23 protein-coding genes are annotated in these 25,330 nt (G+C 40.5%); 14 read left to right on the top strand and 9 right to left on the bottom strand.

The window, feature by feature from the left end; all coding sequences use genetic code 11:
* Positions 1-569 precede the first annotated feature (569 nt).
* Positions 570-3,242 (top strand): gliding motility-associated C-terminal domain-containing protein, encoded by a 2,673-nt coding sequence (locus SIO70_RS23965; protein ID WP_320575014.1) that lies wholly within the window; start codon positions 570-572, stop codon positions 3,240-3,242.
* Positions 3,243-3,456: 214 nt separating this feature from the next.
* On the opposite strand, the gene SIO70_RS23960 is transcribed toward SIO70_RS23965, so the two are convergent.
* A complete protein-coding gene (locus tag SIO70_RS23960; protein WP_320575012.1) occupies positions 3,457-3,846 on the bottom strand; it encodes a helix-turn-helix domain-containing protein in 390 nt (129 codons plus the stop codon).
* Positions 3,847-3,976: 130 nt separating this feature from the next.
* Between SIO70_RS23960 and SIO70_RS23955 the strand changes: the two genes are divergently transcribed.
* Positions 3,977-4,774 (top strand): SDR family NAD(P)-dependent oxidoreductase, encoded by a 798-nt coding sequence (locus SIO70_RS23955; RefSeq protein ID WP_320575010.1) that lies wholly within the window; start codon positions 3,977-3,979, stop codon positions 4,772-4,774.
* 11 nt (positions 4,775-4,785) lie between these two features.
* The gene (locus SIO70_RS23950; protein ID WP_320575008.1) at positions 4,786-5,160 is read left to right on the top strand and encodes a DoxX family protein; all 375 of its coding nucleotides are present in this window, start codon (positions 4,786-4,788) and stop codon (positions 5,158-5,160) included.
* Between the two features lie 216 nt (positions 5,161-5,376).
* Here SIO70_RS23950 and SIO70_RS23945 read toward each other — a convergent pair whose 3' ends face one another.
* From SIO70_RS23945 to SIO70_RS23925, 5 genes are all read right to left on the bottom strand, one after another.
* Positions 5,377-8,478: an efflux RND transporter permease subunit gene (locus SIO70_RS23945; RefSeq protein ID WP_320575006.1), complete on the bottom strand. Its 3,102-nt coding sequence runs from the start codon at positions 8,476-8,478 to the stop codon at positions 5,377-5,379.
* Positions 8,479-8,484: 6 nt separating this feature from the next.
* On the bottom strand, positions 8,485-9,555 hold the full coding sequence (locus SIO70_RS23940; RefSeq protein ID WP_320575004.1) for an efflux RND transporter periplasmic adaptor subunit: 1,071 nt from the start codon (positions 9,553-9,555) through the stop codon (positions 8,485-8,487).
* Position 9,556: 1 nt separating this feature from the next.
* Positions 9,557-10,900 carry a TolC family protein gene (locus tag SIO70_RS23935; RefSeq protein ID WP_320575002.1) on the bottom strand — a complete coding sequence of 448 codons (1,344 nt, stop codon included), beginning with the start codon at positions 10,898-10,900 and terminating at the stop codon, positions 9,557-9,559.
* Between the two features lie 85 nt (positions 10,901-10,985).
* Complete coding sequence (locus SIO70_RS23930) at positions 10,986-11,681, bottom strand: LytTR family DNA-binding domain-containing protein (protein WP_320575000.1); 696 nt, start codon at positions 11,679-11,681, stop codon at positions 10,986-10,988.
* Positions 11,675-12,604: a histidine kinase gene (locus SIO70_RS23925; RefSeq protein WP_320574998.1), complete on the bottom strand. Its 930-nt coding sequence runs from the start codon at positions 12,602-12,604 to the stop codon at positions 11,675-11,677. The genes SIO70_RS23930 and SIO70_RS23925 overlap by 7 nt, the downstream gene beginning before the upstream one ends.
* Before the next feature lie 471 nt (positions 12,605-13,075).
* Between SIO70_RS23925 and SIO70_RS23920 the strand changes: the two genes are divergently transcribed.
* The gene (locus SIO70_RS23920; protein ID WP_320574996.1) at positions 13,076-14,374 is read left to right on the top strand and encodes a hypothetical protein; all 1,299 of its coding nucleotides are present in this window, start codon (positions 13,076-13,078) and stop codon (positions 14,372-14,374) included.
* Positions 14,375-14,860: 486 nt separating this feature from the next.
* Positions 14,861-17,362, top strand: coding sequence for a cation-translocating P-type ATPase (locus SIO70_RS23915; RefSeq protein WP_320574994.1), 2,502 nt, complete (start codon positions 14,861-14,863; stop codon positions 17,360-17,362).
* A 46-nt stretch (positions 17,363-17,408) separates the two neighbouring features.
* Here the strand turns inward: SIO70_RS23915 and SIO70_RS23910 are convergent, their stop codons facing one another.
* From SIO70_RS23910 to SIO70_RS23900, 3 genes are read right to left on the bottom strand one after another with little or no spacing between them, the layout of a single operon-like run.
* Positions 17,409-18,386: an MlaD family protein gene (locus SIO70_RS23910; RefSeq protein ID WP_320574992.1), complete on the bottom strand. Its 978-nt coding sequence runs from the start codon at positions 18,384-18,386 to the stop codon at positions 17,409-17,411.
* The gene (locus tag SIO70_RS23905) at positions 18,383-19,159 is read right to left on the bottom strand and encodes an ABC transporter ATP-binding protein (protein WP_320574990.1); all 777 of its coding nucleotides are present in this window, start codon (positions 19,157-19,159) and stop codon (positions 18,383-18,385) included. Before SIO70_RS23905 ends, SIO70_RS23910 begins: the two co-directional genes overlap by 4 nt.
* A gap of 15 nt (positions 19,160-19,174) precedes the next feature.
* On the bottom strand, positions 19,175-19,978 hold the full coding sequence (locus SIO70_RS23900) for an ABC transporter permease (RefSeq protein WP_320574989.1): 804 nt from the start codon (positions 19,976-19,978) through the stop codon (positions 19,175-19,177).
* A gap of 356 nt (positions 19,979-20,334) precedes the next feature.
* Between SIO70_RS23900 and SIO70_RS23895 the strand changes: the two genes are divergently transcribed.
* From SIO70_RS23895 to SIO70_RS23855, 9 genes are all read left to right on the top strand, one after another.
* Positions 20,335-21,012: a BON domain-containing protein gene (locus SIO70_RS23895; protein WP_320574987.1), complete on the top strand. Its 678-nt coding sequence runs from the start codon at positions 20,335-20,337 to the stop codon at positions 21,010-21,012.
* Between the two features lie 87 nt (positions 21,013-21,099).
* Complete coding sequence (locus tag SIO70_RS23890) at positions 21,100-21,255, top strand: hypothetical protein (protein ID WP_320574985.1); 156 nt, start codon at positions 21,100-21,102, stop codon at positions 21,253-21,255.
* 99 nt (positions 21,256-21,354) lie between these two features.
* Positions 21,355-22,068, top strand: a complete 714-nt coding sequence (locus tag SIO70_RS23885; protein ID WP_320574983.1) for a DUF6629 family protein — start codon at positions 21,355-21,357, stop codon at positions 22,066-22,068.
* A 729-nt stretch (positions 22,069-22,797) separates the two neighbouring features.
* On the top strand, positions 22,798-23,043 hold the full coding sequence (locus SIO70_RS23880; protein WP_320574981.1) for a BON domain-containing protein: 246 nt from the start codon (positions 22,798-22,800) through the stop codon (positions 23,041-23,043).
* Positions 23,044-23,099: 56 nt separating this feature from the next.
* A complete protein-coding gene (locus SIO70_RS23875) occupies positions 23,100-23,468 on the top strand; it encodes a BON domain-containing protein (protein WP_414017876.1) in 369 nt (122 codons plus the stop codon).
* A gap of 286 nt (positions 23,469-23,754) precedes the next feature.
* Positions 23,755-24,516: an SDR family NAD(P)-dependent oxidoreductase gene (locus SIO70_RS23870; RefSeq protein ID WP_320574977.1), complete on the top strand. Its 762-nt coding sequence runs from the start codon at positions 23,755-23,757 to the stop codon at positions 24,514-24,516.
* A gap of 102 nt (positions 24,517-24,618) precedes the next feature.
* Positions 24,619-24,843 carry a hypothetical protein gene (locus tag SIO70_RS23865; protein WP_320574975.1) on the top strand — a complete coding sequence of 75 codons (225 nt, stop codon included), beginning with the start codon at positions 24,619-24,621 and terminating at the stop codon, positions 24,841-24,843.
* Positions 24,825-25,205: a hypothetical protein gene (locus SIO70_RS23860; protein ID WP_320574974.1), complete on the top strand. Its 381-nt coding sequence runs from the start codon at positions 24,825-24,827 to the stop codon at positions 25,203-25,205. The genes SIO70_RS23865 and SIO70_RS23860 overlap by 19 nt, the downstream gene beginning before the upstream one ends.
* A complete protein-coding gene (locus SIO70_RS23855) occupies positions 25,195-25,323 on the top strand; it encodes a hypothetical protein (RefSeq protein WP_320574972.1) in 129 nt (42 codons plus the stop codon). The genes SIO70_RS23860 and SIO70_RS23855 overlap by 11 nt, the downstream gene beginning before the upstream one ends.
* Positions 25,324-25,330 lie beyond the last annotated feature (7 nt).

The raw sequence follows: 25,330 nt of genomic DNA, 5'->3' as shown, positions 1-25,330 counted from the left end.
CCGTGCCTTAGTTTTAATAAAGGAGCCAACATTGTCACCATTCGTTGCCGGCACTGTGATTTCGTGGTAGGTTAGCCTGATTAATCAGTGAGCCAGGTTGTATTAATCAGATTCATTAAAACATACTAAAAGCTAAGATTAATATTGCTTTAGCTACAAATGTGGTTTATAAATTACATTAATAATTTTAAATAAATAGGGACTGAATATTTAAAAAAAAATATAATTTTACCGTTATAACGCCAACTGCGTAGTTAAACCATGAATGTTCCAGATAGCAGGTTGTAAAGCACGCTTTACGCTCGAAATTGAGCAAAACAACATTCATTTATAAACGGAAGTAAAGACAAGAAATTTGTCATGTTTATAACCGGAAATCTTCGAAGACCCAAAAATTTTATCCGGAAAGGGCTGCAATAAGTTATTCCGCAGTTCTATTCTTAATTGTTCGAACCTACAAATAATGAGACAATTACTATAATCCGGACGTGCTTTGTACTCCGATAATGTAATTAGGGACAATATATTTTTTACCCAATTGTAATGAGGTACTTACCTTATACCTGAACATGAAGCGTATTTTTATTTTTTGTCTGGCTATGTTCATTGCAGCAAAGTTATTCGCACAGGCATCATTTACAGCCCCAGATACGGTATGTATCAATCAACCTATCAGTATCGCCAACACCTCTACAGGAGTATCCACATATTTCTGGAATTATTGTGGCACTGATATTTATAGTACCCCAAAAATTACCAATATGGGGAACATCCAGAATATCCTTTTCACTCCCAGTTTCATGTGCCTGGCACAGGATGGTGATAATTATTACGGCTTTGTATCAAACTATGGCAATGCACGCCTGTTCCGGTTAAACTTTGGTACAAGTTTGCTCAATACCCCTACAATCGACGACTTAGGTACATTTGGTGGTATCGTTCCTCTTTACACACAGGGTGCCCAGGCAGTGAAAGATGCAGATGGATGGCACGTACTTGAATGTGGTGGATTAGGAGAAAGTATGGCGCGTATCATCAAAATTGATTTTGGTGGTTCTCTGGGCAATGCCCCTCAGAGTTGGGTAAACTGGGGCAATATCGGTACCCTTAACTTCCCTTCGGAACTGAATGTATTCCAGGAAAATGGCATCTGGTATGGACTTACTGTAAATTCCCAATCCAATACAGTCACCAGACTGACGTTTGGTACAAGTTTCGCAAATCCGCCTACCGGCGAAAATCTGGGTAACGTAACAGGTACCCTCAATTGGCCTACTGGCGTGTATCGCATGATGGACAATGGTAATTTATACTTCTTTATAGCCAATACCTATACTCAGTCAATCGTGAAAATGGCCTTTGGCAATTCCATCACAAATACACCGGTATCTACGGACCTGGGAAACGCCAGTGATAAACTAGCCGACCCAAGAGATATCGTCATGATAAATGAATGTGGTAACTTATATGGGCTGGTAGTCAACCATACAACAAATGATCTGGTAAAGGTGAGTTTCCCCGATGGTGTAAACAGTACTTCTATCACAGGTGAAGTTGTTGCTAACAGCGGTTTTGACTTCCCGGTATGTATGACTCCGCTCATACGCCAGGATAGTAGTCTGGTAGGGATCATCACCAGTGCAGCTGATAACTCCCTGGCAAGAATTCAGTTTGATGCCTGTGGCAACCCGCACCAGCCAACATCCTCTCTGGAGACGGCAGTTTCTCCTATCACTTTCAGTACACCTGGGGTGAATAAGATTCAATTGCTCACAGATGTAGACCTACCTACCCAGACATCCTATTGTAAAGATGTCGTGGTATTGGCTTATCCCAAACCAGATCTGGGGAAGGATACTTCCTTGTGTGGTGGTAATACCATTACGCTGGATGCCGGATTATACAGAAGTTATTTATGGAGCACAGGGCAAACAACCCGTATTATCAACGTAAACACATCCGGTGACTATTCTGTAACTGTCAGCAATGGCTATTGCACCGGCTCCGATACTATCTCCGTTTCCGGTAATGCTGCACTGGACATCAGCACCAGTGTTGTAACCAATATCGATTGTGGAGTAGAGTGGGGGCAGCTGGAAGTTATGCCTACAGGAGGAATCTATCCTTATACTTATTACATGGATGGGGTGTATAAAGGTGATGATTCCCTGTATCGTAAGCTGAACCCGGGTACTTATACTGTTACAGTCATCGACTCTGTGGGTTGTAAAACATCCGGTGATTTTACGGTAATAGAACATACCGACCGCATTATCCGTGCAACTGCCAGTGGGACTTTACCCACCTGTTATGATGCTACGGATGGCGCTATTACTGTACAGGTCAATAAGGGGGTCGCCCCATTTGAATACTGGATTGCAGGAAAGGAAAATACCAAACAATCCAATCCTGTATTTACCGGATTAACCAAAGGGGATTATAAAATCTATATCAGTAATGCGGTTTGTATGGATAGTGTGTTTATTGCATTATCCGTACCAACTGCATTGAAGGCAGAGGTTACCGTAACCGATGAGCTGTGTGAACGTGGGAATGGTAGTGTTGTGCTGGTAGCAACAGGTGGTACATCGCCCTATAAATATTATTGGGAGAATGTGCTCATGACCAGTAATCCGATGAATGATCTGTCTGCAGGTACTTATGCAGTAAGAATAACAGATGCTCATGATTGTGCATGGGATACGACGCTGAATGTATTAGATGTAATCACTTTACCAGTCACCATCTGGAACAGGGATACCACTATCAACATAGGTGAATCTGTCACATTAAAGGCTGCCAATGCAGTAGATTATGTCTGGACCCCCGCTGATGGACTGAGCTGTGTGGATTGTGCATCGCCAGTGGCTTATCCAGGTGAAACGACGACTTATGTAGTATCCACCTTAACCGGCAATAATTGTGTAGCTGCCGATTCGGTGACGGTCACCGTGACTTATAATAAGCACATATTCATCCCTACCGCATTTACACCGAATGGAGATGGGCAGAATGATGTGTTCAGAGTGAAAGGGAAGGGGATTGCTTATTTTCAGATGTCGGTTTACAATCGTAATGGCAATCTGGTATTCCAGAGCCGGGATATAAATCAGGGTTGGGATGGAAGATTGAAGGATGGATTATTGCCAATGGGAACATATGTATATATGATTCAGTTTGGTTATTATGGTGAAGAGAATAAGGTGAATATGGAAAAGGGTGTGGTGACGCTTATACGATAATTTATTTTTTGAATAAATGAAAATTCACTTACTTTTTATACCTATTGATTGTAAACAGGATAAAAGTTTTGGGATGTAGCAAAGGCCGGTAGCGAATGGTACGGGGCGCCCTGGCCTGGTCTGATATTCACGCTATGGGCCAAAATATAACTCGCTGACCAATCATTGGCAGTCATATTTTATTGACCTTTTCACAAACCCATCAAGGTTAAATTTACAGCGCCTTGCTCAATTGTTTTTGAAAGCGTTTCCGTGATTCTTTAATAGCAGGCATACTTGCATTCGCCCAATGGTAGAGAGTCATTAGTGGAGGAACCAAACTCTCGCCAAGCGGAGTAAGCGCATACTCAACTTTAGGCGGAATCTGTGGATACATTTTTCTTGAAACCAATCCGTCTGCTTCTAACGTCTTTAAGGTGACGGTTAGCATTCTTTGTGAAATAGTGTCGATCAGTTGATGCAGTTCATTAAACCGGAGGGTACCATGATCGCTTAACATGATCACCGTTAACATTGACCATTTATCACCTACCCGGTAAAGAACATCCTTTATCGGGCAATCTTCCCGGTCTTCTGCACATTTTTTTGAATTTTCTTTTTTCATATCTATTTGGTTATCAGCAATAGTTACATTGACGTAAGTGACTGATTTACAAATGCCTTCTTGTCTTATACTTAGTTACCAGGTATTTTTGACTTACAAAAAGTAAGTTAAATAGCAAAAGTAACAAATTATGGACTTAAAATTAAAAGGTAAAAGAGCACTAGTAACCGGATCAAGTTCGGGCCTCGGCGAAGCAATCGTAAGTTTCCTGGCTACAGAAGGTGCGTCAGTGATCGTACATGGGAGAAATGAAAAGCGCAGCACGGCAATTGCTGAAAGCATCCGGGAAACCGGCGGGAGCGCTGAATATGTCATAGGCGACCTGTCAACAGATGAAGGTGCTGATACCGTTGCTGAAGCTGCACTGGCGGGTGGTCAGATCGATATTTTAGTGAATAATATGGGCATTTATAATCCGCAGCCCTGGATGAATGCGACGGTGCATAATTGGAAGGATACTTACAACAACAATGTACTGTCGTATGTGCGAATGATCCATCGCCTGGTGCCGCAAATGAAAGGATTGGGGTGGGGACGCATCATCCAGATAGGTTCATCTGTGGCCATTCAGCCGATGAGTGTACAGCCTGATTATAGCGCCTCAACGGCTGCCCGGCATAACCTGACAGTTTCACTGGCACGGGAGCTTAAAGGGACAGGTATTACTTCCAATACAGTTTCTCCTGGTGCCATGTTAGTGGAAACGACTAAAAACATGCTGCTGGGTATGGCTGAAAAATTTGGATGGGGACAAGACTGGGCAGACATTGAAAAGAATGCGATAGCACAACTTGCATCAAATGATATCGGACGCTTAGGACGTCCGGAAGAGATCGCAAGTGCCGTGGCTTACCTGGCCAGCCCTTTGGCAGATTACATCAGCGGAACTGTGGTACGGGTAGACGGCGGTTTGGTACAATCCATTTAAATTTAAAACAAATGAGTACTAAGGCAAAGTATATCACAGGTTGGGTATTGACAGGCATTATTGTATTGATGCTGGTAGCCTCCGCAACAGATAAAATACGTAGTAGTGAACACGCTCTTGAAATGGCTGGGTCCTTTGGGATTAAGGCGGGAGTTTATCAGGTACTTGGTATGATCGAACTGCTGTCAGTTCTGCTGTTTGCTATTCCCAGAACCGGGATTTTAGGAACTTTACTTTTAGCATCCTACCTGGGAGGTGCATTAGCGACACATTTGCAACACCAGCAAAGTATTCTGTTTCCTATAGGAATTGAAGTGCTAGTCTGGATTACGGCTACCATCAGATTTAAGGAATTGGGCAATCGTCTCTTTCATCCGGGTATATGAGATAAAGGCGCTTGTTGCAAAATGACAATAAAGTAGGCAACCCCGAACCCGGAAAATATTAGGACGAAGGCATTTTGACGTAACAACAAATATGCCCGCCCTCGACAAGGCAGGCATTCACTTGCATACTGTTTTACGAAAAAGAGCCATTTAACCAATCTTACACTTTGGAATAAATGGCTCTTTTAATTAAAACCATATATCAAAAAAATGAGCTTATTTTTTACTGAATAATTTATTTACCCTTACCCGCCAGCCTTCAATTATCATATAAACACAGGGTACCAGTATCAGGGTAAACATCATGGAACTCGTCAATCCGCCAATGATCACCCAGGCCATTGAACCTTTCGTTTCCGAACCTGCCCCTGTAGACAGTGCCATGGGCAACATGCCGAATATCATGGCCAGGGTAGTCATCAGGATCGGGCGAAGTCGTTCTTTACCCGCTTCTATAAGTGCATTTTTTACAGGTAATCCTTCTCCTTTCTGTTGATTGGCGAAATCGACTATCAGAATAGCATTCTTCGCCACCAGACCTAACAGTAGAATAATACCTAACAAAGAAAAGATATTGATCGTTTTCAGCGTAAGGGCCAGGGCCAGGATTGCACCTATCAATGCCACCGGCAATGAAAACAGGACTACAAAAGGATACACCACGCTTTCGTACAGGGCTACCATTATCATATACATCAGTAGTATCCCGATTCCGATAGCCAGGAAAAGATTTTTGAATGAATCTGTCTGGTTTTTATTCATGCCCTCTTCTGAGACTTCTACACCAGCCGGCAATTTTACTTTTGCCAGCTTCGCCTTTATTTCCTCCATAATGCTACCTGCCGGCCGGCCTACCGTGGCGGCATCGACTTCCATTGAATTCATCCTGTCCTTTCTCTCGAGCACACCCTGCATCTGAATCTCCTTTATCACTGCAATTTCATTGAGAGGAACTATGCCACCCCTGTCATTATATATATTCAGGTTCCGTACATTGGAAATATTACTTCTGTCAGCATTATCCATCTGCAGGTTAATATTATACTCCTGCCCACCTTCCCTGTATTTCGTATTGTCATTACCTTTGAATGAATATTGGATGGCAGTACCTACGTTCTCCACAGATACACCCAGCTGTGCCATCTTATCTCTGTCCAGCTGGATGGAAATTTGCGTTTTAGCTTCTTTGGTACTATACTGTACGTAGTCAGCTCCTGCTGTACCGGCAACAATCTCCTTCACAATCGCTGCTGCTTTTGAAATGGAGTCCCTGTTATTCCCCTTCACCGCCAGCTGCACACCATAAGATGCATTTCCAGTGATGCCGGTTAGTTTAATGGTTGGTTTTACACCGGGAACAGTATTGATTTCTTCGCGCAGCAACTTCCCGAAGTCCTCGGTTTTAATCTTCCGATCTTTTTTGTCTACCAATGTAACTGTCACTTCTGCCAGGTTACTGTTATTGGATGCATTTGAACCAATACTCGCGCCGGACTGAGTGCCCACATTTGAAAATACATCCTTCACTTCCGGATGTTTTAAGATGAGCTCCTCTACCTGGGATACCACCTGGTTGGTCTGTTTCAATGAACTTTGTGAAGCCAGGTCGAGCTGGATATTTAATTCTCCCCTGTCACTCTGCTCCATAAATTCAGCACCAACAAATCCCGCCGGTACCAATGCAATGGTACCTAAAATGAGGAATGTGATAAAGATGATGACATATCTTTTATGCGTCAGTGACCAGTTCAATATTGTGACGTAGAACTCCCGCAACTGGTTGATTAATGACTCAAACCAGCCATTAACTCTTCCCCACAACGTATCATTTGTAAAATGACTCAGTTTGCCCCACCTGGATGCCAGTAAGGGCGTTAGAGTAAATGCAACAAATAAACTGAGCAGGGTGGAGAAAACAACCACCAGGGCATATTCTTTCACAATGTTTCCAATGATTCCACCTGCCAGGGCTAATGGAAGGAAAACAACCACGTCCACCAGTGTAATGGCAATGGCGGTAAACCCGATCTCTTTGCGGCCATCGATCGCAGCACTCCGTTTATCTTTCCCCATTTCAAGGTGCCGGTAAATGTTTTCCAGTACAACTATACTATCATCTACCAGGATCCCTACCACCAATGACAAACTCATGAGTGTCATCATGTTTAGGGAGAATTTGAATGCCCACATCAATATAAAGGTCGGTACCATGGCAGACGGGAGCGCTACCAGTACAAAACTTGAGCTGCGAAGACTATGCAAAAAGAACAACATCACCAGTGCCACAATCACAATCGCCAGAAATATATCTTCAATTACCGCATCTGCCGATTCCAGTGTGTAAATGGACTGGTCAGAGGCGATATGGTACTGCAGGTTATTATCTGCATATGTTTGTTTTAATGATTCCAGCTTTTGTGCTGCCAGCTGACAAACTTTTACCGTATTGGCATCAGATTGCTTTTTAATCTCTATACCGATCGCAGGTCTTCCGTTCAGACGGTTCAGGGTGCTTTCTTCCTCGTGCCCATCTGTAACCGAAGCTACATCACTGAGTAAGACCCTGCTACCATCCTGGTTCTGCCTGACAATAATCTGCTTTAATTCTTCAGGACTGGATACTTTTGCATTCAGATCAATAGAATACCGTGTCTGGTTATCGGAAAGTGACCCAGCAGGATAAGTTGCACCACTGTAAACAACCGCCTGGTTGACCTCGCTGATGGACAGGTTGTAGGCTTTCAGTTTATCATTGTCCAGCATCACATTAATTTGCCGCTCTATGCCCCCCGTAATATCTACCTGTGCGACGCCGGGAATGTTGGTCAACTGTGGCTTTAACTCATTATCAACAAAGTCATACAGCTTGGTATCAGACAAGGACGATGTCAGACTGATCTTCATAATAGCCTGATCATCTGTACTGAACCTGGACACAACCGGGTCATCCGCATTATCGGGAAGACTTGACTTTATCTGGTTTATTTTTCTTTCTGCATCCAGCTGTGCCTGTTTTACATCCGCATCATTTGTCAACTCCACAGAAACGCTTGACGCGCCCTCCTGTGAAGAAGAGCTCACCCTGTCAACACCCTCAATTGCGGTTACCGCATCTTCTATCGGTTTAGTCACACTGGTCTGCACCTCCTCTGCCGAAGCGCCGGAGTAGGAGGTGGTTACACTAATCATATTCGTCTCGAACTTCGGTAGCAGGTTATAATTCAGGCTACGATAACTTAGGTATCCAAACAGTAGTAAACATGCAAATATTACCGTAATGAATAGTGGACGTTTTATTGAAAATTCTGTTAAACTCATACGGAACTATTTGCTTTTGTTGATCGCATGTACGTTATTTCCTGAAACAACATTTATAAGGCCACTGGTGATCACCACCTGTCCTTCAGACAGGCCGCTCAGTACCTCAATCATATCATTGTTTTCCCGGCCAACCATAATCTTTACAGCGACTGCTCTATTATTCACGATGGTATAGACATATGGATTTTTTACTCCTTCAACCAGTGCAACTTTAGGTATCTGCAATGCATTCACTATCTCATTTTCCATCAGAGTAGCTTTCACATATAAACCTGCTTTTAATAGATGACCGTTGGTATTGTCTACCACCAATTCTACTGTAAAATTATGATTGTCATCCCCTTTGGGGCTGATGAAAGCAACCGTACCATGAAAGACCTTTCCTGGCAAAGATTCGGTCGTGATCACAGCCTTTTGACCGGGCTTTATTGCCATTATCCTGGATTCAGGCACATAAATCCGTGCCTTCAAAATCATTGTATTGAACACGGAAGCGATGGATCCGCCCGTGGTTACATATTCACCTGCTAATACTTTCTTTTCTATAATTGTACCTGAAACGGGTGAGATAATATTGGCTTTACTGATAGTGGCACGTAGCTGATCGGCATCCAGTTTTTTACTGTCCAGGTCATACCTGGCATCACTGACAGCATTTGCATTGGTGGCATTTCCCTGTAGTAACACTTTGTTGCGTTCATAATCCTGTTCCAGCTTTGAAATGGATAATTCTGTCGCACTCAGTTTTATTTTGTTCTCCGTCATGTCGATGTGTCCAACCACTTGTCCCTTGTTCACATATGTACCAAGCTCTATATGCAATACATCAATACGACCTGAGGTCTCGGCGGTAATGGTACCTTCATCCTTTGCGATGAGAGTGGCCGGCAATTGCAAGGTGTTGGATAAAGGTTGTTTCCTCACAGTATCTGTAAGTACATTGACCGCTATCTTTGACCTGTCTTCCGGTTTTTTATCTTCGTCCAGTTTCTTTTTGTTTTTGGTCAGTGTTAGAAAAATAATACCGACTACCACAACTGCAACGACTATAGTTATTATTCTTTTTCCAGTCATATTATTCAAGATTGTTAACGTAATTCAATAAACTGCCGTTTGCCTTTTCCATGGCTACTTTGGCATTGAGGTAATCTATCAGGGAATTAATGTAGTTACTCTGAGATTCTTTGTAAGAATATTCTGTGTCCAGGTACGATGAAAGGTCTGTTTTCCCTTCTTTGAATTCCACGGTGGCTTCAGAAAGGAGTTCTGATGCCAGTGATAGATTTTCTTTATTTTTTATCAAGGTCGTATAGGAGCTATATAAGTTCGCATTCGCATCCTGGAAATCAAGCTTATATGTTCTGGCATTTAAGGTGGCAGTCAGCTGCTGATTGGTCAGTGCTATTTTACTTTGCTGGTATTGACTTTGCTTTTTGAACCCACTGAAAATAGGCACACTTAGTTTCATGCCTATGACAGAATAGTCAAACCAGTCATTAAACGCATCTGAAGATTTAGTTCCATATGCATTGACTCCATACTTTGCATACAGGGAAAGCGTAGGAAGGAAGGCCGCCTTTTTCTGTTGTGCAGCGATCTCCTGCTTACGCAATTGTTGTAAATCAATGTTATAATCAGTAAGTTGGGTTAATGGTAAATTGGTGAAGCCAGGTGATGGTGCTGATTCATCGAACCTGATCCGGGTACTGACCGCTACTTCCGTTTCAAGATCAGCCCCTATTTCTTTTTTCAGCTGGTTTAAAGCCAGCCGGTAGTAATTTTCATTTGAGCTGATTTCGGCCTGTATATTATTCAGGTCCAGGCGGGTTTTATCGTACGAGCTTTTCTTCACTACACCCTGCTCATACCTAAGTTTCAGAATTTGCTCGAGTTGAAGATATTCTTTTTCATTCTCTTTCAGTAACCGCACTTTCTCTGCGTAGGACAATACGTTGTAATATGCCTTTACGGTATTATATACAATTAGTTCCTGCTGTTTCTTTAAGTTCAGATCGGCCAGGTCTTTGTCTGTTTTAGCGGATTTTATATTCAGCCAGTTAGCTTTATCAAAAAGGGTTTCATCGGCTTCCAGGTATGCCCCCGTGCTATACCTGCTACCCATCTGCAAGCGGAGTTCTTTGTCTGAGAGCGCGCCGGCAGGGATGACGGACGTTTGAAGTTTAAGGTTATAATCAAATGACGCATTGCCACTAACGGTCGGCAATAGTACTGATTTACTTTCCCGGATAGCTTCTTTCGATGCTGTTACTTTGTTTGCATAGATGAGGGAATTTTCATGATGGGCAAGTGCAAACTGTATGCAATCTTTAAGCCTTAACGTATCTGCCTTTTCCTGTGCTGCACTGTTGGCCTGAAAGAGCAGCAACCATGAAACAAAGCCAAGCATCATTCTTTTCATATAAATTTGAATTGATGCTCAAAATTAGGGAGGCAGGGGAATGGATTCAAAATAATCGGGTGAACCCATGCATAATATTGGAGAATCAGCTATTCTTGCTTTTAAGAATCTGGGCTATGTTCGTGCGATATGTATCCCCGATAGGAAGTGCGATACTTTTCAGTTGCACCATTTTACTGTTATAGGATACGATATCACTGACAGGGATGATGAATGAGCGGTGTATTCTAAGGAAAATCTGCTGGGGAAGTTTCATGGCGATCTCCTTCATGGACATTAAGGCGATGATTGGTTTGGATTCCTGGCGGGTAAAAATCTTAACATAATCATTTAACCCTTCCACATACAGGATTTCCGATAGCAAAATGTTCTTTAACTGGTATTTATGGCGGATGGTAAGAAATGACTGAACATCCGGCTGTATGTTCTTCATTCTCAACAAAACCCGGTTTACTGATTGTTGTAACCGCTCCGGGTCTATGGGCTTCAACAGGTAATCGACCGCGTCCAGCTCAAAACCTGCTACAGCATAATTGCTGTAGGCGGTAATAAATATAACCGGGGGTTTCCTGGTGAGCGATCTGTAAAAATCAACGCCGTTGAGATCCGGCATTTCAATATCCAGAAAAATAAAATCTACCGGGTAGTCGGATAGATAGTTTTTCGCTTTTTCCTTACTGGTAAAAGTCTTAAACAATGTCACCTCCGGAATGAGCTGTATGTACTCTTTCAACACATCTAACGCCAGTGGTTCATCGTCAATTGCAATACAACTTAACATAAAAGGTCTATTTTTAATTCCACATAATATTTCCCTTTTCTGGCAAGATGTGTGAGCGAATACTTGCCGGGATAGGTCATATCCAGTCGTTTGATAGAATTGCTGATGCCAATACCCGAGTGAAAAGAGGGCATATTGTTCTCATTTATATCATTGATACAGGAAAAGAAAATATAATTGTCAATGTAATGGATATCTATAATTATACTGCTTTCCACTTCTGAAGAAATCCCGTATTTAAAAGCATTTTCTATAAAAGGAATAAACACCAGCGGAAGTATATTTACCTGTGACATATCACCTTTCACAGTGACGGATACATGATTATTTTCGCTGAGCCTCATTTTCTGCATTTCAACATAATTCGTTACATAGTTGACCTCTTTTTCGAGTTCTACCAACGTATTGTCGGAATCATATAGTACATACCGCATGAGGTTAGACAATAATAACACCGCCTTAGGGGCCATTGGCGACTTTTTAATGATCATTGCATAAATTCCGTTCAGCGTATTAAAAAAGAAATGCGGATTCAATTGCTTTTTTAAATAAACCAGCTCTGTTGCTTTTATGGTATTCTCCAGCTCTTTTTTTTCCTCCCGCATTCTTTTCCAGTCTTCAGAGAATCGCATGGCAAATGCCAATACTAACCCCATAGCAGACATCAGGATAGTGCCTATGATGAAATTTGTTGGGCGGATATCAGGGTTATGTCCGTAAAGGTAGTCAAGTACTACATTTACTAAATTGGGTGTTGCTAAACAGGCTAATGCAATGGGAATAGTGTAAATTATATATTTATAATAATTTCCTGAAAGTATGAACCTTGGTATTAGCAGGCTGTAATTGATATAAAATACAAATACTGCAAATAGATTGTTGACGATGATTGTTACCCGCCATTCATCTGGTTTAATTTTCATGGGAAAGTCGGGAATAATAAATAAGGGCGCATAAAAAAATGCTGCTAAAAATAACACATGAACGATAATCGTGATCAATCTTGCTCTCATCTGGGGGGAAAGTAAAAAATTTCAATCATCCAATATAAAATTAATCGATCAATCCACCAATTTACCGGTAAATATGCTGCCGTTAATCCACTGATTTACTTTCTGTTTGTGATACATTTAATTCTCCCTGACAATTGGTTGGTTTATCCATTTTTTTGCCGAATAGTTCGTTTCACCGATAGATTTGTATGATACGAACAACAATTTATGAAGTGCTACCTACAAATTATTATTTATTGCCTTTCTGTTTCCTTTGCCTACGGCCAGTTACCTGCAACGCAAAAAGTACTTATTATTAAAAACGTTCAATCAGGGAAATGTGATACTATAAAAACAGGTAGCTTCATAAAATTATGGTTCTGGTCAGATAAAAAGATAAAGATGGAACAGCCCCTTACCAGGACTGATTTTAACAGACATACCTATTATGTTGAATCTGTACTTGTCGGTATAACTGACTCATGCCTGGTATTTATTAAACGGCCACCATTTATCCCTATACCTATTCCTGTTAAACTAGGGGCGCCAAGCTTTGACAGTATTAAATTTGAAAATATCAGGTCGATAAAACCACTCAATAGAAATGTGGATGCCGCTGCGAAGGGAGCAGCTATGGTGCCGGTGATGTCTTTTTTACCGGAATATTTTTCTTCTTCCCCTGGTATCTGGATCATGATGCCATCTATGCAACTGGCTACCACTTACTTTGGTGATGCCATGTTTCCGTATCACCATGTAAACAAAAAAAACAGTAACTATAGCCTGCTTACGGGTGAAATTCCGGCAGATACGATGTATTATGTTCAGAAAAGGAAAATGAATGGAGACAATGACTACGAATGGGAAATTGAAAGACTGGCACGGTACGAAAAAATGTATAACCATGTACGCAAGGAGATGACTGACCAACTGCTGGATTCCTATTTAAGCAACAGGGTCATCAGTATTACATTCGGTAATACCTATATTCCGCGTAGTTATCAAACGCCTGAGGATGTGAAAACGAGGATAAACATTGCAGAAAAGAAATTTTACTTTGGTATTGCTTCGGAGAGTTTTATCTCAGATAGACATCGGATAGGAACGGAGATCCAGATGAATAGAACAGAACGCTATAAGGCACTGATTGGCAGTAATGGTTCTTCCATCAGTGCGAGCACGGGTTTTATTTTATCTAATTATTCCTATTTTAAATGGGGGCTGGGAGGAATCTATAGCAAGCGATACAAAGCGAATCAGTGGATGAAGATCAGGGCACTGGATGAGGAAATTGCGAAAGAGAATGATGAAATAGAACTTGGTTATCTGAATAGCCGCAGAAGTTTCCTGAGAGGCTTGTTAGCCGCAGAACCAAGACCTTATTTAATGTTGGGTGTGGGGGCCGTAAATACAACCCTGATTAAAATAAAGGGGACCATGGCAGATATTGACGCCAAGGATTATTCGCAGAAGCGTTTTTCTATGGAAGCGGGAGTAGGTATGTTTACCAGGGCAGGCAAAAGATTCGCCTATGATTTGTCTGTTAAATACTTGTGGACACCTAAATATGATCCTTATATCGGGGGGTTGGAACGGTATAATGGATTTAGGGTACAGCTGAATATCGGGTATATTATGGGACCGGCATTTGCCCGGTATAAAAAAATGTTGAAGCAGGTGGCAATGAACCGGGAGCATTAACTCACTGGCATCTGCACTGACACTATTATTATTATCTGATTTGAATGTTGACGGGAAAGAATTTGTTAGCGGTTGTGACAATCGTTATTCTAATCCCAGTTTTTTGCTGGGAATGGAATATATCAGGAGCCTTACTGTAAGCAGGGAAAGTTTAAGGCCATTGCTTTATACAACTCATGGAAGGAATTGGACCGTCGACCATATTAAATTTCATGAATTAACGCATTTATTTGATGAGATTGATAAATCCAATGATGTAGATGAAAGACATATTCTTCATGGAAGATTTAAATCAAACTATAATAACAATGTCTATGCCTTTGAGTTTTTTGTAAAGTATGCGTCAGAAGAATTATAGCACCTCATAGAATCAAACGCTACCTCGCATTAAGAATCACCACCCTTGATGAGTTTAATCATTTCATTTCCCCTGAAACTTTACTAACTTACCAGAGTCCTCCATCCAATACCAATAAATCAGCCGGCATGAAAAACGTCAAATTAGAACCAGGGTTTTCAGGTTTGAGAAGCATGGATGTACCTGCACTTGTCAGGCAATATGGTAAGAACCAATTCATAGCAGCCCGGGAACATGGGTTTGCCAGGATGGTATGGGAGATCGTAAAAGAACCTATGTTTCTTATGCTTCTGCTTGCCTGCCTGCTATATTTCTTCCTGGGAGAGGTAAAAGAGGGACTACTCATGCTGGCAGCGATGGTTTTTGTCGGAGCTATTTCCATTTTTCAGGGCGTCAAAAGCTCCAAAGCCCTGGCGGCGCTCAAACAATATACACAACCAAGGGTTACTGTAGTCCGGGATGAGAAAGAACAGGCTATATTCTCGGAGGACCTCTTACCTGGCGACATATTATTGCTGGCAGAAGGAAACAGCATCCCCGCCGATTGTAAAATTGTACACGCCAATGATTTGAGTATTAATGAATCAATTATTACCGGCGAATCTCAGCCGGTGGATAAAAGTGCAGCTGAGGGGCACAACCTGCTTTTCCAGGGCACAACCGTCAATTCGGGAAGTTGTTACGCAATCGTCACTGCCATTGGCAACAGCACAGTTCTGGGAAAGTTGGGCAAATCGATCACAACTATTTCAACCCCGGGAACGTTGTTGCAAAACCAGATCGCGCAATTCGTGAAAATTATGGCGGCCATTGGGTTTATCACCTTTGCTTTAATCTGGTTAGTCAATTATCTTCATTCCGGAAGTATTATTCAAAGTCTCCTGTTAGGTCTTACCATCGCGATGGCCGTTATTCCGGAAGAAATTCCCGTAGCGTTTTCTTCTTTTATGGCACTCGGGGCATACCATATGTCAAAACTGGGCATCATAACACGCCAACCGCTAACGATAGAAAATCTTGGGGCAGTAAGTGTCATTTGCCTCGATAAGACGGGCACGATCACCGAAAATAGAATGGAAGTCAACAGTATCTATGATTTTGAAAACGACATTACAGAAATTATAACACCGGAAAGTGCTATTAAGAGCAGTAAAGTGCTTCGTTATGCGAGGCTGGCCAGTGAACAGGAGGCTTTTGATGCAATGGAAAAAGCCATCATAGCAGCTTATGAACGGGTTCCCCGCATAGAAGCCGAAAAGGAAGAAATGATCCGGGAATACCCATTAAGCGGTATGCCACCCATGATGACACATGTATACAGGATGAAGGGCAACATCATTGTTGCAGGAAAGGGAGCACCCGAGAGAATCCTGGCTGTCTGTAAAATGTCCCCGGCGGCTACCGAAAAAATAAATGTAGTTATCAGCAGTATGGCTGCCAAAGGACTTCGGTTACTGGGCATTTGCTCCGCCACCTTTACCGGAAAGGATTTCCCGGAACTGCAGCAGAACTTTAACTGGCAGTTCGAGGGGATTGTAGCTTTGTATGATCCTCCTAAGCAGGGAATAAAAAACGATTTTGACCAATGGTATGCCGCAGGTATAAAAGTAAAGCTCATAACAGGCGATAATAAAGAGACTGCTATGCATATTGCTAAGCAGGTAGGTATGCAATTGAATGGTGCCGCTATCACGGGCGAAGAATTAATGACCATGACTTCAACCGAAATTGTCAAAGTTGTCAGGGAAGTAGTTGTTTTTGCACGGATGTTTCCAGAGGCCAAGCTGAAGATCATTGAAGCATTGAAAGAAAGCGGTGAGACCGTTGCCATGATGGGAGACGGAGTGAACGATGGCCCGGCCCTGAAATCAGCCAATATCGGGATAGCGATGGGGGGGAGGGGCACGGAGATCGCGAGAGAAGCTTCGGACCTTATTCTCACGGATGACCGCCTGGAAAAAGTAACAGAAGCTATCAAACAGGGAAGAAAGATCTACTATAACCTGAAAAAAGCTGTTCGCTACATCATTTCCATTCATATACCGATTATACTTACGGCATCCCTTCCTTTATTACTGGGTTGGAGGTACCCTAATATCTTCACCCCCATTCATGTGATATTTCTTGAACTGATCATGGGGCCAACCTGCTCGATCTTTTTTGAAAAAGAGCCGGTGGAAAGCTCCATCATGATCCAGCCACCCCGTAAGAAATCGCAAAGTATATTCACCGGAAAGGAACTGCTGATCAGCCTTATTCAGGGTTTCATCATCGCATTCGGAATCCTTTCCCTGTACTATGGTTTTATGCAGAGCGGTAATACGATCGAATACGTGCGCACAATTATATTCCTTACGCTTGTAATCAGTAATGTATTTCTCACTTTCGTGAACCGGTCCTTCCAGGAAAATATTTTTAAAACCTTTCGGTTCAAAAATAATCTTGTCCCTTTTGTCTTGTCTGCCTCATTGGTTTTTCTGGCAGGAATAACTATTATTCCGTTTGTACAGCGTGCGTTTCAATTAACCCGGATCAGCGCGCGGGATTTTATTCTTTGCACGGGGGTAAGCCTGGTTATAACAGGATGGTTTGAAGTTTATAAAACGCTTTTAAAAAAGAAGTTAAGGTAGTTTCAAATACCTGTCAAACTGGTTGTTAATCCGTATCACTTGTTTATTATTTCTTTTTCCTGAAATAGCCTCTTAATAAAAAATTGTGTTGCAATGCCTCAAGGTCTGCATCTAATTTCTGGCTGCTGGTTTCCAGGTTCTTTAAAGTGATTTTAATGGAGGCGGCTGTGAGTGAATCGTTCAATAACACTCCTGCTACATTGTTATCCTGGTTTAGTCTTTCACTTGCCTTTTCGAGGTTGCCAGTAAATATGGTCACCGCATCAGCTGCTTTTTTCAATTGGAATAATGTTCCTTTAATAGAAGCATACATGACAGTATCTGTAACCACATCATTTATTGAATTACCTGGCTTATTGATTTTGTTGGAAAAATCTTTGAGATTTAATAAAACATCTTTACTGTTAATAGAAACGGCTTTAAAATTTGATGCGGTAGCCTGTAGGTTGTCAAACGTGTTGGAAAGCTTATTGGCCATTGCAGGATCATTTAATAATGTAGCTAACGTACCTTTCCCACTATCGATCTTTTTACTTATACGCTTAAAATCGTTTGTTATTTCCAATAGATTTATATTGTTGGCCTGTAAGGTTGCCAGCATATCATCAGTGCCAGCTATGTTTTCGACATGTAGAAGATCATTTGCCTCTGCCTGGGGCATGTTTTCACTTCCTCCATAAATAATTACTATTTTGTTGCCTATCAGTCCATCTGAACCGATTTTTGCCATTGCATCTTTATGGATATGTGATTGAGCTTCTTTCTCAATGTTCATCGTAACCAGCACCTGCGAGTTTTGATAGAATGTGATGTTCTTGACCGTACCCACTTTTACACCAGAAAACCAAACATTGCCCCCTTTTATTAAACCTCCTACATCATTGAAAACCGCATATATGGTATACGATTTTACGAATGTTTTTTTCTGCCCCCCTAAGGTGAAAATGGTAACCACTAATATCGCAAGGCCCAGTAGTATAAATATCCCAACAATTACGGGGCGGTTATTTTTAAATGTAGTCATTTGTCGTTGATGAAATTGTAATCATAAAAGGATTTTGCATTTGTATTTTTTTTATTGAATATTTCGCTAAAACTTCCGGGTATCAAAAACCTGCCATCTACTATCATGGTGACTTTGTCAGCAGTAGCTTTTGCACAGGTTAAATCATGTGTAATAATAATTGAGCTGGCGTTGTATTGTTGGCGAACCTTCACAATCAGGGCATTTATCTCTATGCAGGTGAGGGGATCAAGCCCAGATGTAGGCTCATCATACAACATTATTTCCGGCTTCATTATCAGCGTACGGGCAATGCCGATACGTTTTCTCTGCCCTCCGGAAAGTTCTGCGGGCATTTGGTTGATGGTTTGTAATAAATCCACATCATTCAAAACCGATTCAATGGCTTCATTCACCTCCTTTGTTTTTAAGTTACGTTTATTTCTTACCAGTGGAAATGCGAGATTTTCTCTGACGGTCATACTGTCGTACAAAGCACTGCTTTGAAAAGAGAAACCAATTTTTAATCTTAGTGCCTGTAATGCCTTCCCGGTTAATTTATTTACTTCCTGACCCAGCACTTTTACAGTACCACTATCAGGTTTTAGCAGACCGGAGATTATTTTTATCAGTACGGATTTTCCACTTCCGGAACGACCCAGCACCGCAAGATTTTCTCCTTTTAAAATATCAATGTCTATCCCATTCAGTACAATGTTCGTATCAAAGGATTTCTTTAAATCTTTAATAGAAATTACAGTGTCGTTATTGTAATTTGTTGCTGCTTCATTCATAACTCACTATTCAATTTATCTAAATGCATTTACAACCTGTACAATTACCATTTCCTCCACGAAAATCATAAACATCGAAAGGACTACAGCTACATTTGCAGCAGTACCTACGCCCTTGGTTCCATTTTGTGCATAATAACCCTGGTAACAGCCGGCTACGCCTATAGTAAAACCATAACACACTGCTTTGAAAACGGAAGCGGTAATATCAAGAAATGAAATTGTTTTGAAAGCACTGCTGATAAAGGCAGGAAAACTTGTCAACTCATTTTGATGAATATTTAGAAAAGACCCCAGCATCCCGATCAGGCCGGTGTAAATCACCAATATAGGAAGCATTAAAGTGATAGCTGTGATTCTTGTTACAACTAAATATTTAAATGGATTGGTACCGGATACTTCCATAGCATCAATTTGTTCGGTTACTTTCATGGAGCCCAGTTCGGCTCCCATATTAGAACCTACTTTTCCTGCGGCAATCAAAGCCGTAACCAACGGAGCAAGTGCACGGATGATAGCAATTGATATCAAAGAGGGAAGCCATGAGGTAGCTCCAAACTCTGACAGGGATGGGCGGGATTGCTTTGTAAATACGGTGCCGGTTATAAAGCCTGTTAACGAAATTAGGGGTAATGATCTGTAGCCAACCTGGTAGCACTGGTTGATTAATTCCTTCCATTCAAATGGTGCTGAAAAGAGTTCCTTAAAATACTGTAAGATGAATATATAAACGTTATAGATATCCCTGAAGAATGAATCTGCTTTTTTGGATAGTAAAAATTTTCCCGGTTTGGAGGTTACAGGTATTTCTGATTCCATGACGTTGTTTGATCGTTTCAAATATTTATTAATTTCACCATTCCTTTTACTTTATGATCTACCCATTTTAGAATCGCTGTTAGAACGGTTCCCTGGCAAACCTTTATTACCGCCTAAAAAATCCAAGTTACTTATAATACGTAACACAGTCATTCAAATGTGTGAATAATACAACTCATTCTTTTTATTGTGTAATACTTTCCAGTCCGGATAGACCGACCTTTACTAAATAATTAACCAAATCACTCCTCTTGCAGCCGTGAATACGAGAGAATAATGACAGTAAAGGAGTGCTGTATGATATAAACTGACCTTACATAATTGTAAGATTCATTTGCAATTTCAATTTTAATAAAATGAAAAATTACACAGACTTACAGAAGGATGTTCAGGATGCCATCAAATGGGAGCCTTTATTGAGCGCAACAGAAATTGGCGTAATCGTAAAAGATGGTGTAGTAACACTTACCGGTGTGGTAGATAATTATACTAAAAAATCTGAAGCTGAAGATGCTGCAAAGAATGTAGCTGGTGTTATGGCAGTTGTTGAAAAAATTGAGGTTAAATTCAGTAGCTCTTATGCTCCAAATGATGACAATGAGATTGCTTCCGAAATATTAAATGCTTTTGAATGGAACTGGCGTGTGCCAAATGACAATGTGAAAGTAAAAGTTGAAAAAGGATGGGTTACATTGGAAGGAGAATTTCAATGGCATTATGAAAGAACAGCTGCTAACGATGCTGTAAAGAATCTGTTAGGGGTAACGGGGGTTTCAAACAATATCAAAATTAAATCTGATTTAAATGCAGCCATTGTTAAAGCAGATATAGAAAGCGCACTTAAACTTAACTGGTCAATTTATGAAAATGACATTGATGTTAAGGTGTCTGGTCATAAGGCTACATTGACAGGTACTGTGGATTCCTGGTGCCAGAAAACTGAAGCAGGACGGATTACCTTTAATGCACCTGGCGTATGGTCAGTAGATAATGAACTGGTGGTTTATTATGATTATTCATTAATGGATGAATGAGTTTAAAAGAGAAGAATGCTTACCGTTTTTTTTAATTCATTAAATACAGTACAAGTTGAATACTACATTCAAATCAAATCATATATCATGAAAACGAAAGAGATTAAAGAATTGAAGGAAAAGCTGATTGTTTCAGTAAAGAAAACCCTGACTGCTAATAATAAAGGCCTGATTAATACACTTGAGAAAGACCTTGATAAATCTATTAAGGCTTTTTCAGTCAGGCACACACAAAAAACATAACCAACTGCCATCTGCCAATCCTTTTCCGGAGAGGGCCTGAAGGGTAGCATATTAATGAACTAATTGGTTGTTTAAATTAATTCAGCAAAAAAAAATCCTATGTGCTTTTCAGCCACTGCAAGCTTTAGCGCAGGTGTTGTGCTTGCCATTATTGGAGTGGCCACTTTTAAAAAAGTGAAACATTCCTCTCAGACTATGTTTGCGGCCATACCCCTTATTTTTGCGGTACAGCAATCAGCAGAAGGAGTACTATGGCTATCCTTACCCAATCCGGCATATTTGGCAACCCAGGTTTCCTTTACCTATATTTTCCTTTTTTTTGCACAGGTGGTCTGGCCTATTTGGGTGCCGGTTGCCATATTGCTGCTGGAAGAAGAAGCCGGCCGAAAACGGATGGGGCGTTACTTTGTTGCTGCAGGATTAATAGTAGGAGTATATTTTGCCTGGTGTTTAATAAGATATCCGGTTAAGGCTGATATTGTTGGGTACCACATTGCATATACATTAGATTTTCCTCCATCACTCAGAAAATATGGTATTGTATTATATGCACTTGCCACCGTTGTTTCTCCTTTCTTTTCATCCATTAAAAGAATATGGATGCTGGGTTTGGCGATTTTGACTTCATATATCATTTCTGCAATGTTTTATGAACACTATATACTTTCTGTCTGGTGCTTTTTTGCATCTATCATCAGCATAGCAGTATATGCAATTATGATAGAAATGGATAGGAATTATACGGCCGGCAAATCCTTGTACGCAGCACCGATGCCTATTTTTAAAGTGCAGAAATTGAAAAATAAGAAATGATACACTTTTGGAAGGTATCAGATTAAGGTAATGGTTGTTCCCACTTTTTTTCGATTGCTTTATCATTATTGCATTTACGCTGGTAAAAATAGGGGAGGAACTATACTGACTATCTTATTTATCAAAAGAAACCAACACTGGTATGACTATTTTTTTGCAAACAGCGTGGCTTTTTTTGTTGGCAATACCCGTTGCCTGCATAGCATGGACAGTTACACATGAAGAGGTATTCAGGGAACCAAGAGACTATTGCAGTAAAAAAAGTAAAACAGCCAAAACCTTATTAGTGCGGAAGTTTTTTTACCTGTTTACTTGTGAATATTGCTTTAGCCATTATATAGCTATAGCAACCCTCTTTTTAACAGGTTATAAATTACTAATGGATGACTGGCGTGGATATTTAATTGCGGGGTTTTCATTGGTCTGGGTAGCTAATTTTTACATGAGCCTGTTCAGTTTTATTCGCCAGAACATTAAAAAGGAGAAAACAGAAATTGAATGTATGGAGAATGGAAGGAAAATATAAATTTGCTTTGATGTATTGCTCATTCAGATCCGCCAACACGTCTCCACTACAGAATTCTGAAATACCATTTTAAGCGTCATGAAATTCAAAGTAATGTGTGAATCATGCAACTTATTTTAGTAACTGTATAACAATTTAAAGTACCCAAATCTTCACCTTTGTGTTATTGCAACATTTTCGCTGCAATCCATAATTATTCCGAAATGAAAAATAATGCAGAATTACAAAGGGATGTTCAAAATGCCATCAAATGGGAACCATTATTGAATGGAGCAGAAATTGGTGTTACAGCCAAAGACGGTATTGTTTCTTTAACAGGAACAGTAGATAGCTACGCTAAGAAATTGGAAGCCGAAAATACTGCCAAAAAAGTAATCGGGGTAAAAGCCGGGTTGAAAAAATCGCTGTTAAATTTCCAAACTCATGGATTAAAACAGATGGTGAAGTAGCCAATGAAGTCCTGGTTGGATTGAAAAATAACTGGGCAATTCCTAAAGACAAGGTAATGGTAAAAGTAGAAGAGGGGTGGGTTGCATTAGAAGGTGAATTACCATGGCATTACCAGAGAGAAGTAGCACAAAATGCTGTCAGTTATCTAACTGGTGTGAAAGGTGTAACCAACAACATTCAAATCAAACTGGAAAGCCACTATGTGATTGAAAAGAAAAAAGTTGAAAATGCCATTGCCAGAAACTGGTCCGTAAAGGATAATGATATTAACGTTTCTGTATCTGGAACAACTGTTACATTAACTGGAACGGTCAATTCCTGGTACCAGAGGGATGAAGCAGGCCGTATCGCCTGGAAAACACCTGGTATCCTGGATGTAAAAAATGAATTAGTTGTTGACTATGAATTTATGCTTATCGACTAAAAAATATTAAAACGGTGGAAGCGTTATTTTCCACCGTTTTTATTCCTTATGGAATAATATACCACCTTTTAAATTCCATTTATTCAATGTTCAACGCAAATTCAAAGTATCTACTTCTGCAAGCCGAGTAGTATGTTGATTTAAAAAAATTACAGGTAAGTAGTTTGAAATGCTATTAATTTCCTCAACGGTTTCAAAATGTTGTACTGCTGCTACCTGTCAATGGATCATTTTGAGATTGAATGAACAGGAATTGATATAACAGATATTAGAAACACAAAACAATATGAAAAAGTTAGAAAATAAAGTTGCGGTTATAACCGGTGGCGCAGGCAGTATAGGGAAAGTAACGGCAAAATTGTTATTAGAAGAAGGCGCAAATGTATTGCTGGTTGACCTTTCGGAAGACGCATTGAAAAATTCTGTGGAGGAATTAAACAGTGACCAGGTAAAATATTGTACTGCAGATGTGTCAAAGGCAGTTGACGTGGAACGTTACATCAATGAAGCGGTAAGTTTATTTGGAAAGATCGACATTTTTTTTAACAACGCCGGTATTGAAGGTGTGGTGAAACCCATTACAGATTATCCTGAAGATATTTTTGACAGGGTAATTGCCGTAAATGTAAAAGGAACATGGCTGGGCAATAAATATGCCTTACCCCAAATGAATACAGGCGGAAGTATTATCCTGACCTCATCAGTAGCAGGGCTATTAGGCTTTGCTGGTTTAAGTGCCTATGTAACCAGTAAACATGCTGTTGTCGGTATTATGAGAACAACAGCCATTGAAGCGGCGCCCCTGCATATCAGGGTTAATTCTATTCATCCGTCGCCGGTAAACAACCGGATGATGCGTTCGATAGAAGAAGGTGCATCCACCGGTCATGGCGAAGAAATAAAAAAGAAATTTGAGGCTGCTATCCCATTGGGTCGTTATGCTGAGCCCATTGAAATTGCAAAATTGGTATTGTTTCTAGCCAGCGATGACAGTCAGTTTATTACCGGTACAACACAGGTAATTGATGGTGGAATGTGTGCACAATAAATATTTTTAAAAACCTGTTATTTCACAGTTTAAAATAAAATAATAGATCGCTTTTTATATTATAATACCTGAAGGGGTTTTACTTAAATAAATGATAAAAATATGAAAACAGAAAATGAAATTACTAATGCCATTATGAATACCACAATGGGTATTCACCAGGATTTTCCGGAATTATCCAAATACATTATTGAGATGCCTGTTACAATTCCAAATGTAGCGAAGCCGGTTATCACCGTTGGCAATTTAGACGACTACAATACATTGCTAAACGAATTTGTTTCAAATTATTCAAAAGTAGAAAAGTTATGGAAAAAAAATATATAGGTATCTGGATGGATCATGCAAGTGCCTACCTGATGGAAATGATAGGTAGCGAAATGAAAATTAAAACTATCAATTCAAAATTTACCTACGAGGAAAAGAAGGAGACTTTGAATAAAGGTGAAAAAGCAATGCACCATAAAGAGCAGCATGAAGAATCTGCTTATTATAAAGAGATAGCTGCCGTCATAGAAAACTATGATGAGGTGTTAATTTTTGGCCCTACTGAGGCTAAAACTGAGCTGGTAAATTTGCTGAAAACAGATCATCATTTTGATAATAAAAAGATCGAAACCATGCAAGCTGATAGGATGACAGAAAATCAGCAGCATGCTTTTGTTAAAAAATATTTCTTTGCCCATTGATCAGGTATCGTATATCGGGTTATTAATGATGATGGATATCGCCAGCGTGACCTCACTCAATCTTACCACTTATTATCGCACTGGTAATGGATATCGCCAGCGTGACTTTACTCAATAACTGGTTT

The sequence above is a fragment of the Chitinophaga sancti genome (assembly GCF_034087045.1).
Taxonomy (GTDB): domain Bacteria; phylum Bacteroidota; class Bacteroidia; order Chitinophagales; family Chitinophagaceae; genus Chitinophaga; species Chitinophaga sancti_B.
The sequence above is the reverse complement of the archived record's forward strand: the minus strand, read 5'-3'. Positions and strand labels throughout refer to the sequence as shown.

Coding starts and splice junctions, on each gene's coding strand:
- SIO70_RS23965 (WP_320575014.1), top strand. CDS start 570: ATGAAGCGTATTTTTATTTTTTGTCTGGCTATGTTCATTGCAGCAAAG.
- SIO70_RS23960 (WP_320575012.1), bottom strand. CDS start 3,846: ATGAAAAAAGAAAATTCAAAAAAATGTGCAGAAGACCGGGAAGATTGC.
- SIO70_RS23955 (WP_320575010.1), top strand. CDS start 3,977: ATGGACTTAAAATTAAAAGGTAAAAGAGCACTAGTAACCGGATCAAGT.
- SIO70_RS23950 (WP_320575008.1), top strand. CDS start 4,786: ATGAGTACTAAGGCAAAGTATATCACAGGTTGGGTATTGACAGGCATT.
- SIO70_RS23945 (WP_320575006.1), bottom strand. CDS start 8,478: ATGAGTTTAACAGAATTTTCAATAAAACGTCCACTATTCATTACGGTA.
- SIO70_RS23940 (WP_320575004.1), bottom strand. CDS start 9,555: ATGACTGGAAAAAGAATAATAACTATAGTCGTTGCAGTTGTGGTAGTC.
- SIO70_RS23935 (WP_320575002.1), bottom strand. CDS start 10,900: ATGAAAAGAATGATGCTTGGCTTTGTTTCATGGTTGCTGCTCTTTCAG.
- SIO70_RS23930 (WP_320575000.1), bottom strand. CDS start 11,681: ATGTTAAGTTGTATTGCAATTGACGATGAACCACTGGCGTTAGATGTG.
- SIO70_RS23925 (WP_320574998.1), bottom strand. CDS start 12,604: ATGAAAATTAAACCAGATGAATGGCGGGTAACAATCATCGTCAACAAT.
- SIO70_RS23920 (WP_320574996.1), top strand. CDS start 13,076: ATGGAACAGCCCCTTACCAGGACTGATTTTAACAGACATACCTATTAT.
- SIO70_RS23915 (WP_320574994.1), top strand. CDS start 14,861: ATGAAAAACGTCAAATTAGAACCAGGGTTTTCAGGTTTGAGAAGCATG.
- SIO70_RS23910 (WP_320574992.1), bottom strand. CDS start 18,386: ATGACTACATTTAAAAATAACCGCCCCGTAATTGTTGGGATATTTATA.
- SIO70_RS23905 (WP_320574990.1), bottom strand. CDS start 19,159: ATGAATGAAGCAGCAACAAATTACAATAACGACACTGTAATTTCTATT.
- SIO70_RS23900 (WP_320574989.1), bottom strand. CDS start 19,978: ATGGAATCAGAAATACCTGTAACCTCCAAACCGGGAAAATTTTTACTA.
- SIO70_RS23895 (WP_320574987.1), top strand. CDS start 20,335: ATGAAAAATTACACAGACTTACAGAAGGATGTTCAGGATGCCATCAAA.
- SIO70_RS23890 (WP_320574985.1), top strand. CDS start 21,100: ATGAAAACGAAAGAGATTAAAGAATTGAAGGAAAAGCTGATTGTTTCA.
- SIO70_RS23885 (WP_320574983.1), top strand. CDS start 21,355: ATGTGCTTTTCAGCCACTGCAAGCTTTAGCGCAGGTGTTGTGCTTGCC.
- SIO70_RS23880 (WP_320574981.1), top strand. CDS start 22,798: ATGAAAAATAATGCAGAATTACAAAGGGATGTTCAAAATGCCATCAAA.
- SIO70_RS23875 (WP_414017876.1), top strand. CDS start 23,100: ATGGTAAAAGTAGAAGAGGGGTGGGTTGCATTAGAAGGTGAATTACCA.
- SIO70_RS23870 (WP_320574977.1), top strand. CDS start 23,755: ATGAAAAAGTTAGAAAATAAAGTTGCGGTTATAACCGGTGGCGCAGGC.
- SIO70_RS23865 (WP_320574975.1), top strand. CDS start 24,619: ATGAAAACAGAAAATGAAATTACTAATGCCATTATGAATACCACAATG.
- SIO70_RS23860 (WP_320574974.1), top strand. CDS start 24,825: ATGGAAAAAAAATATATAGGTATCTGGATGGATCATGCAAGTGCCTAC.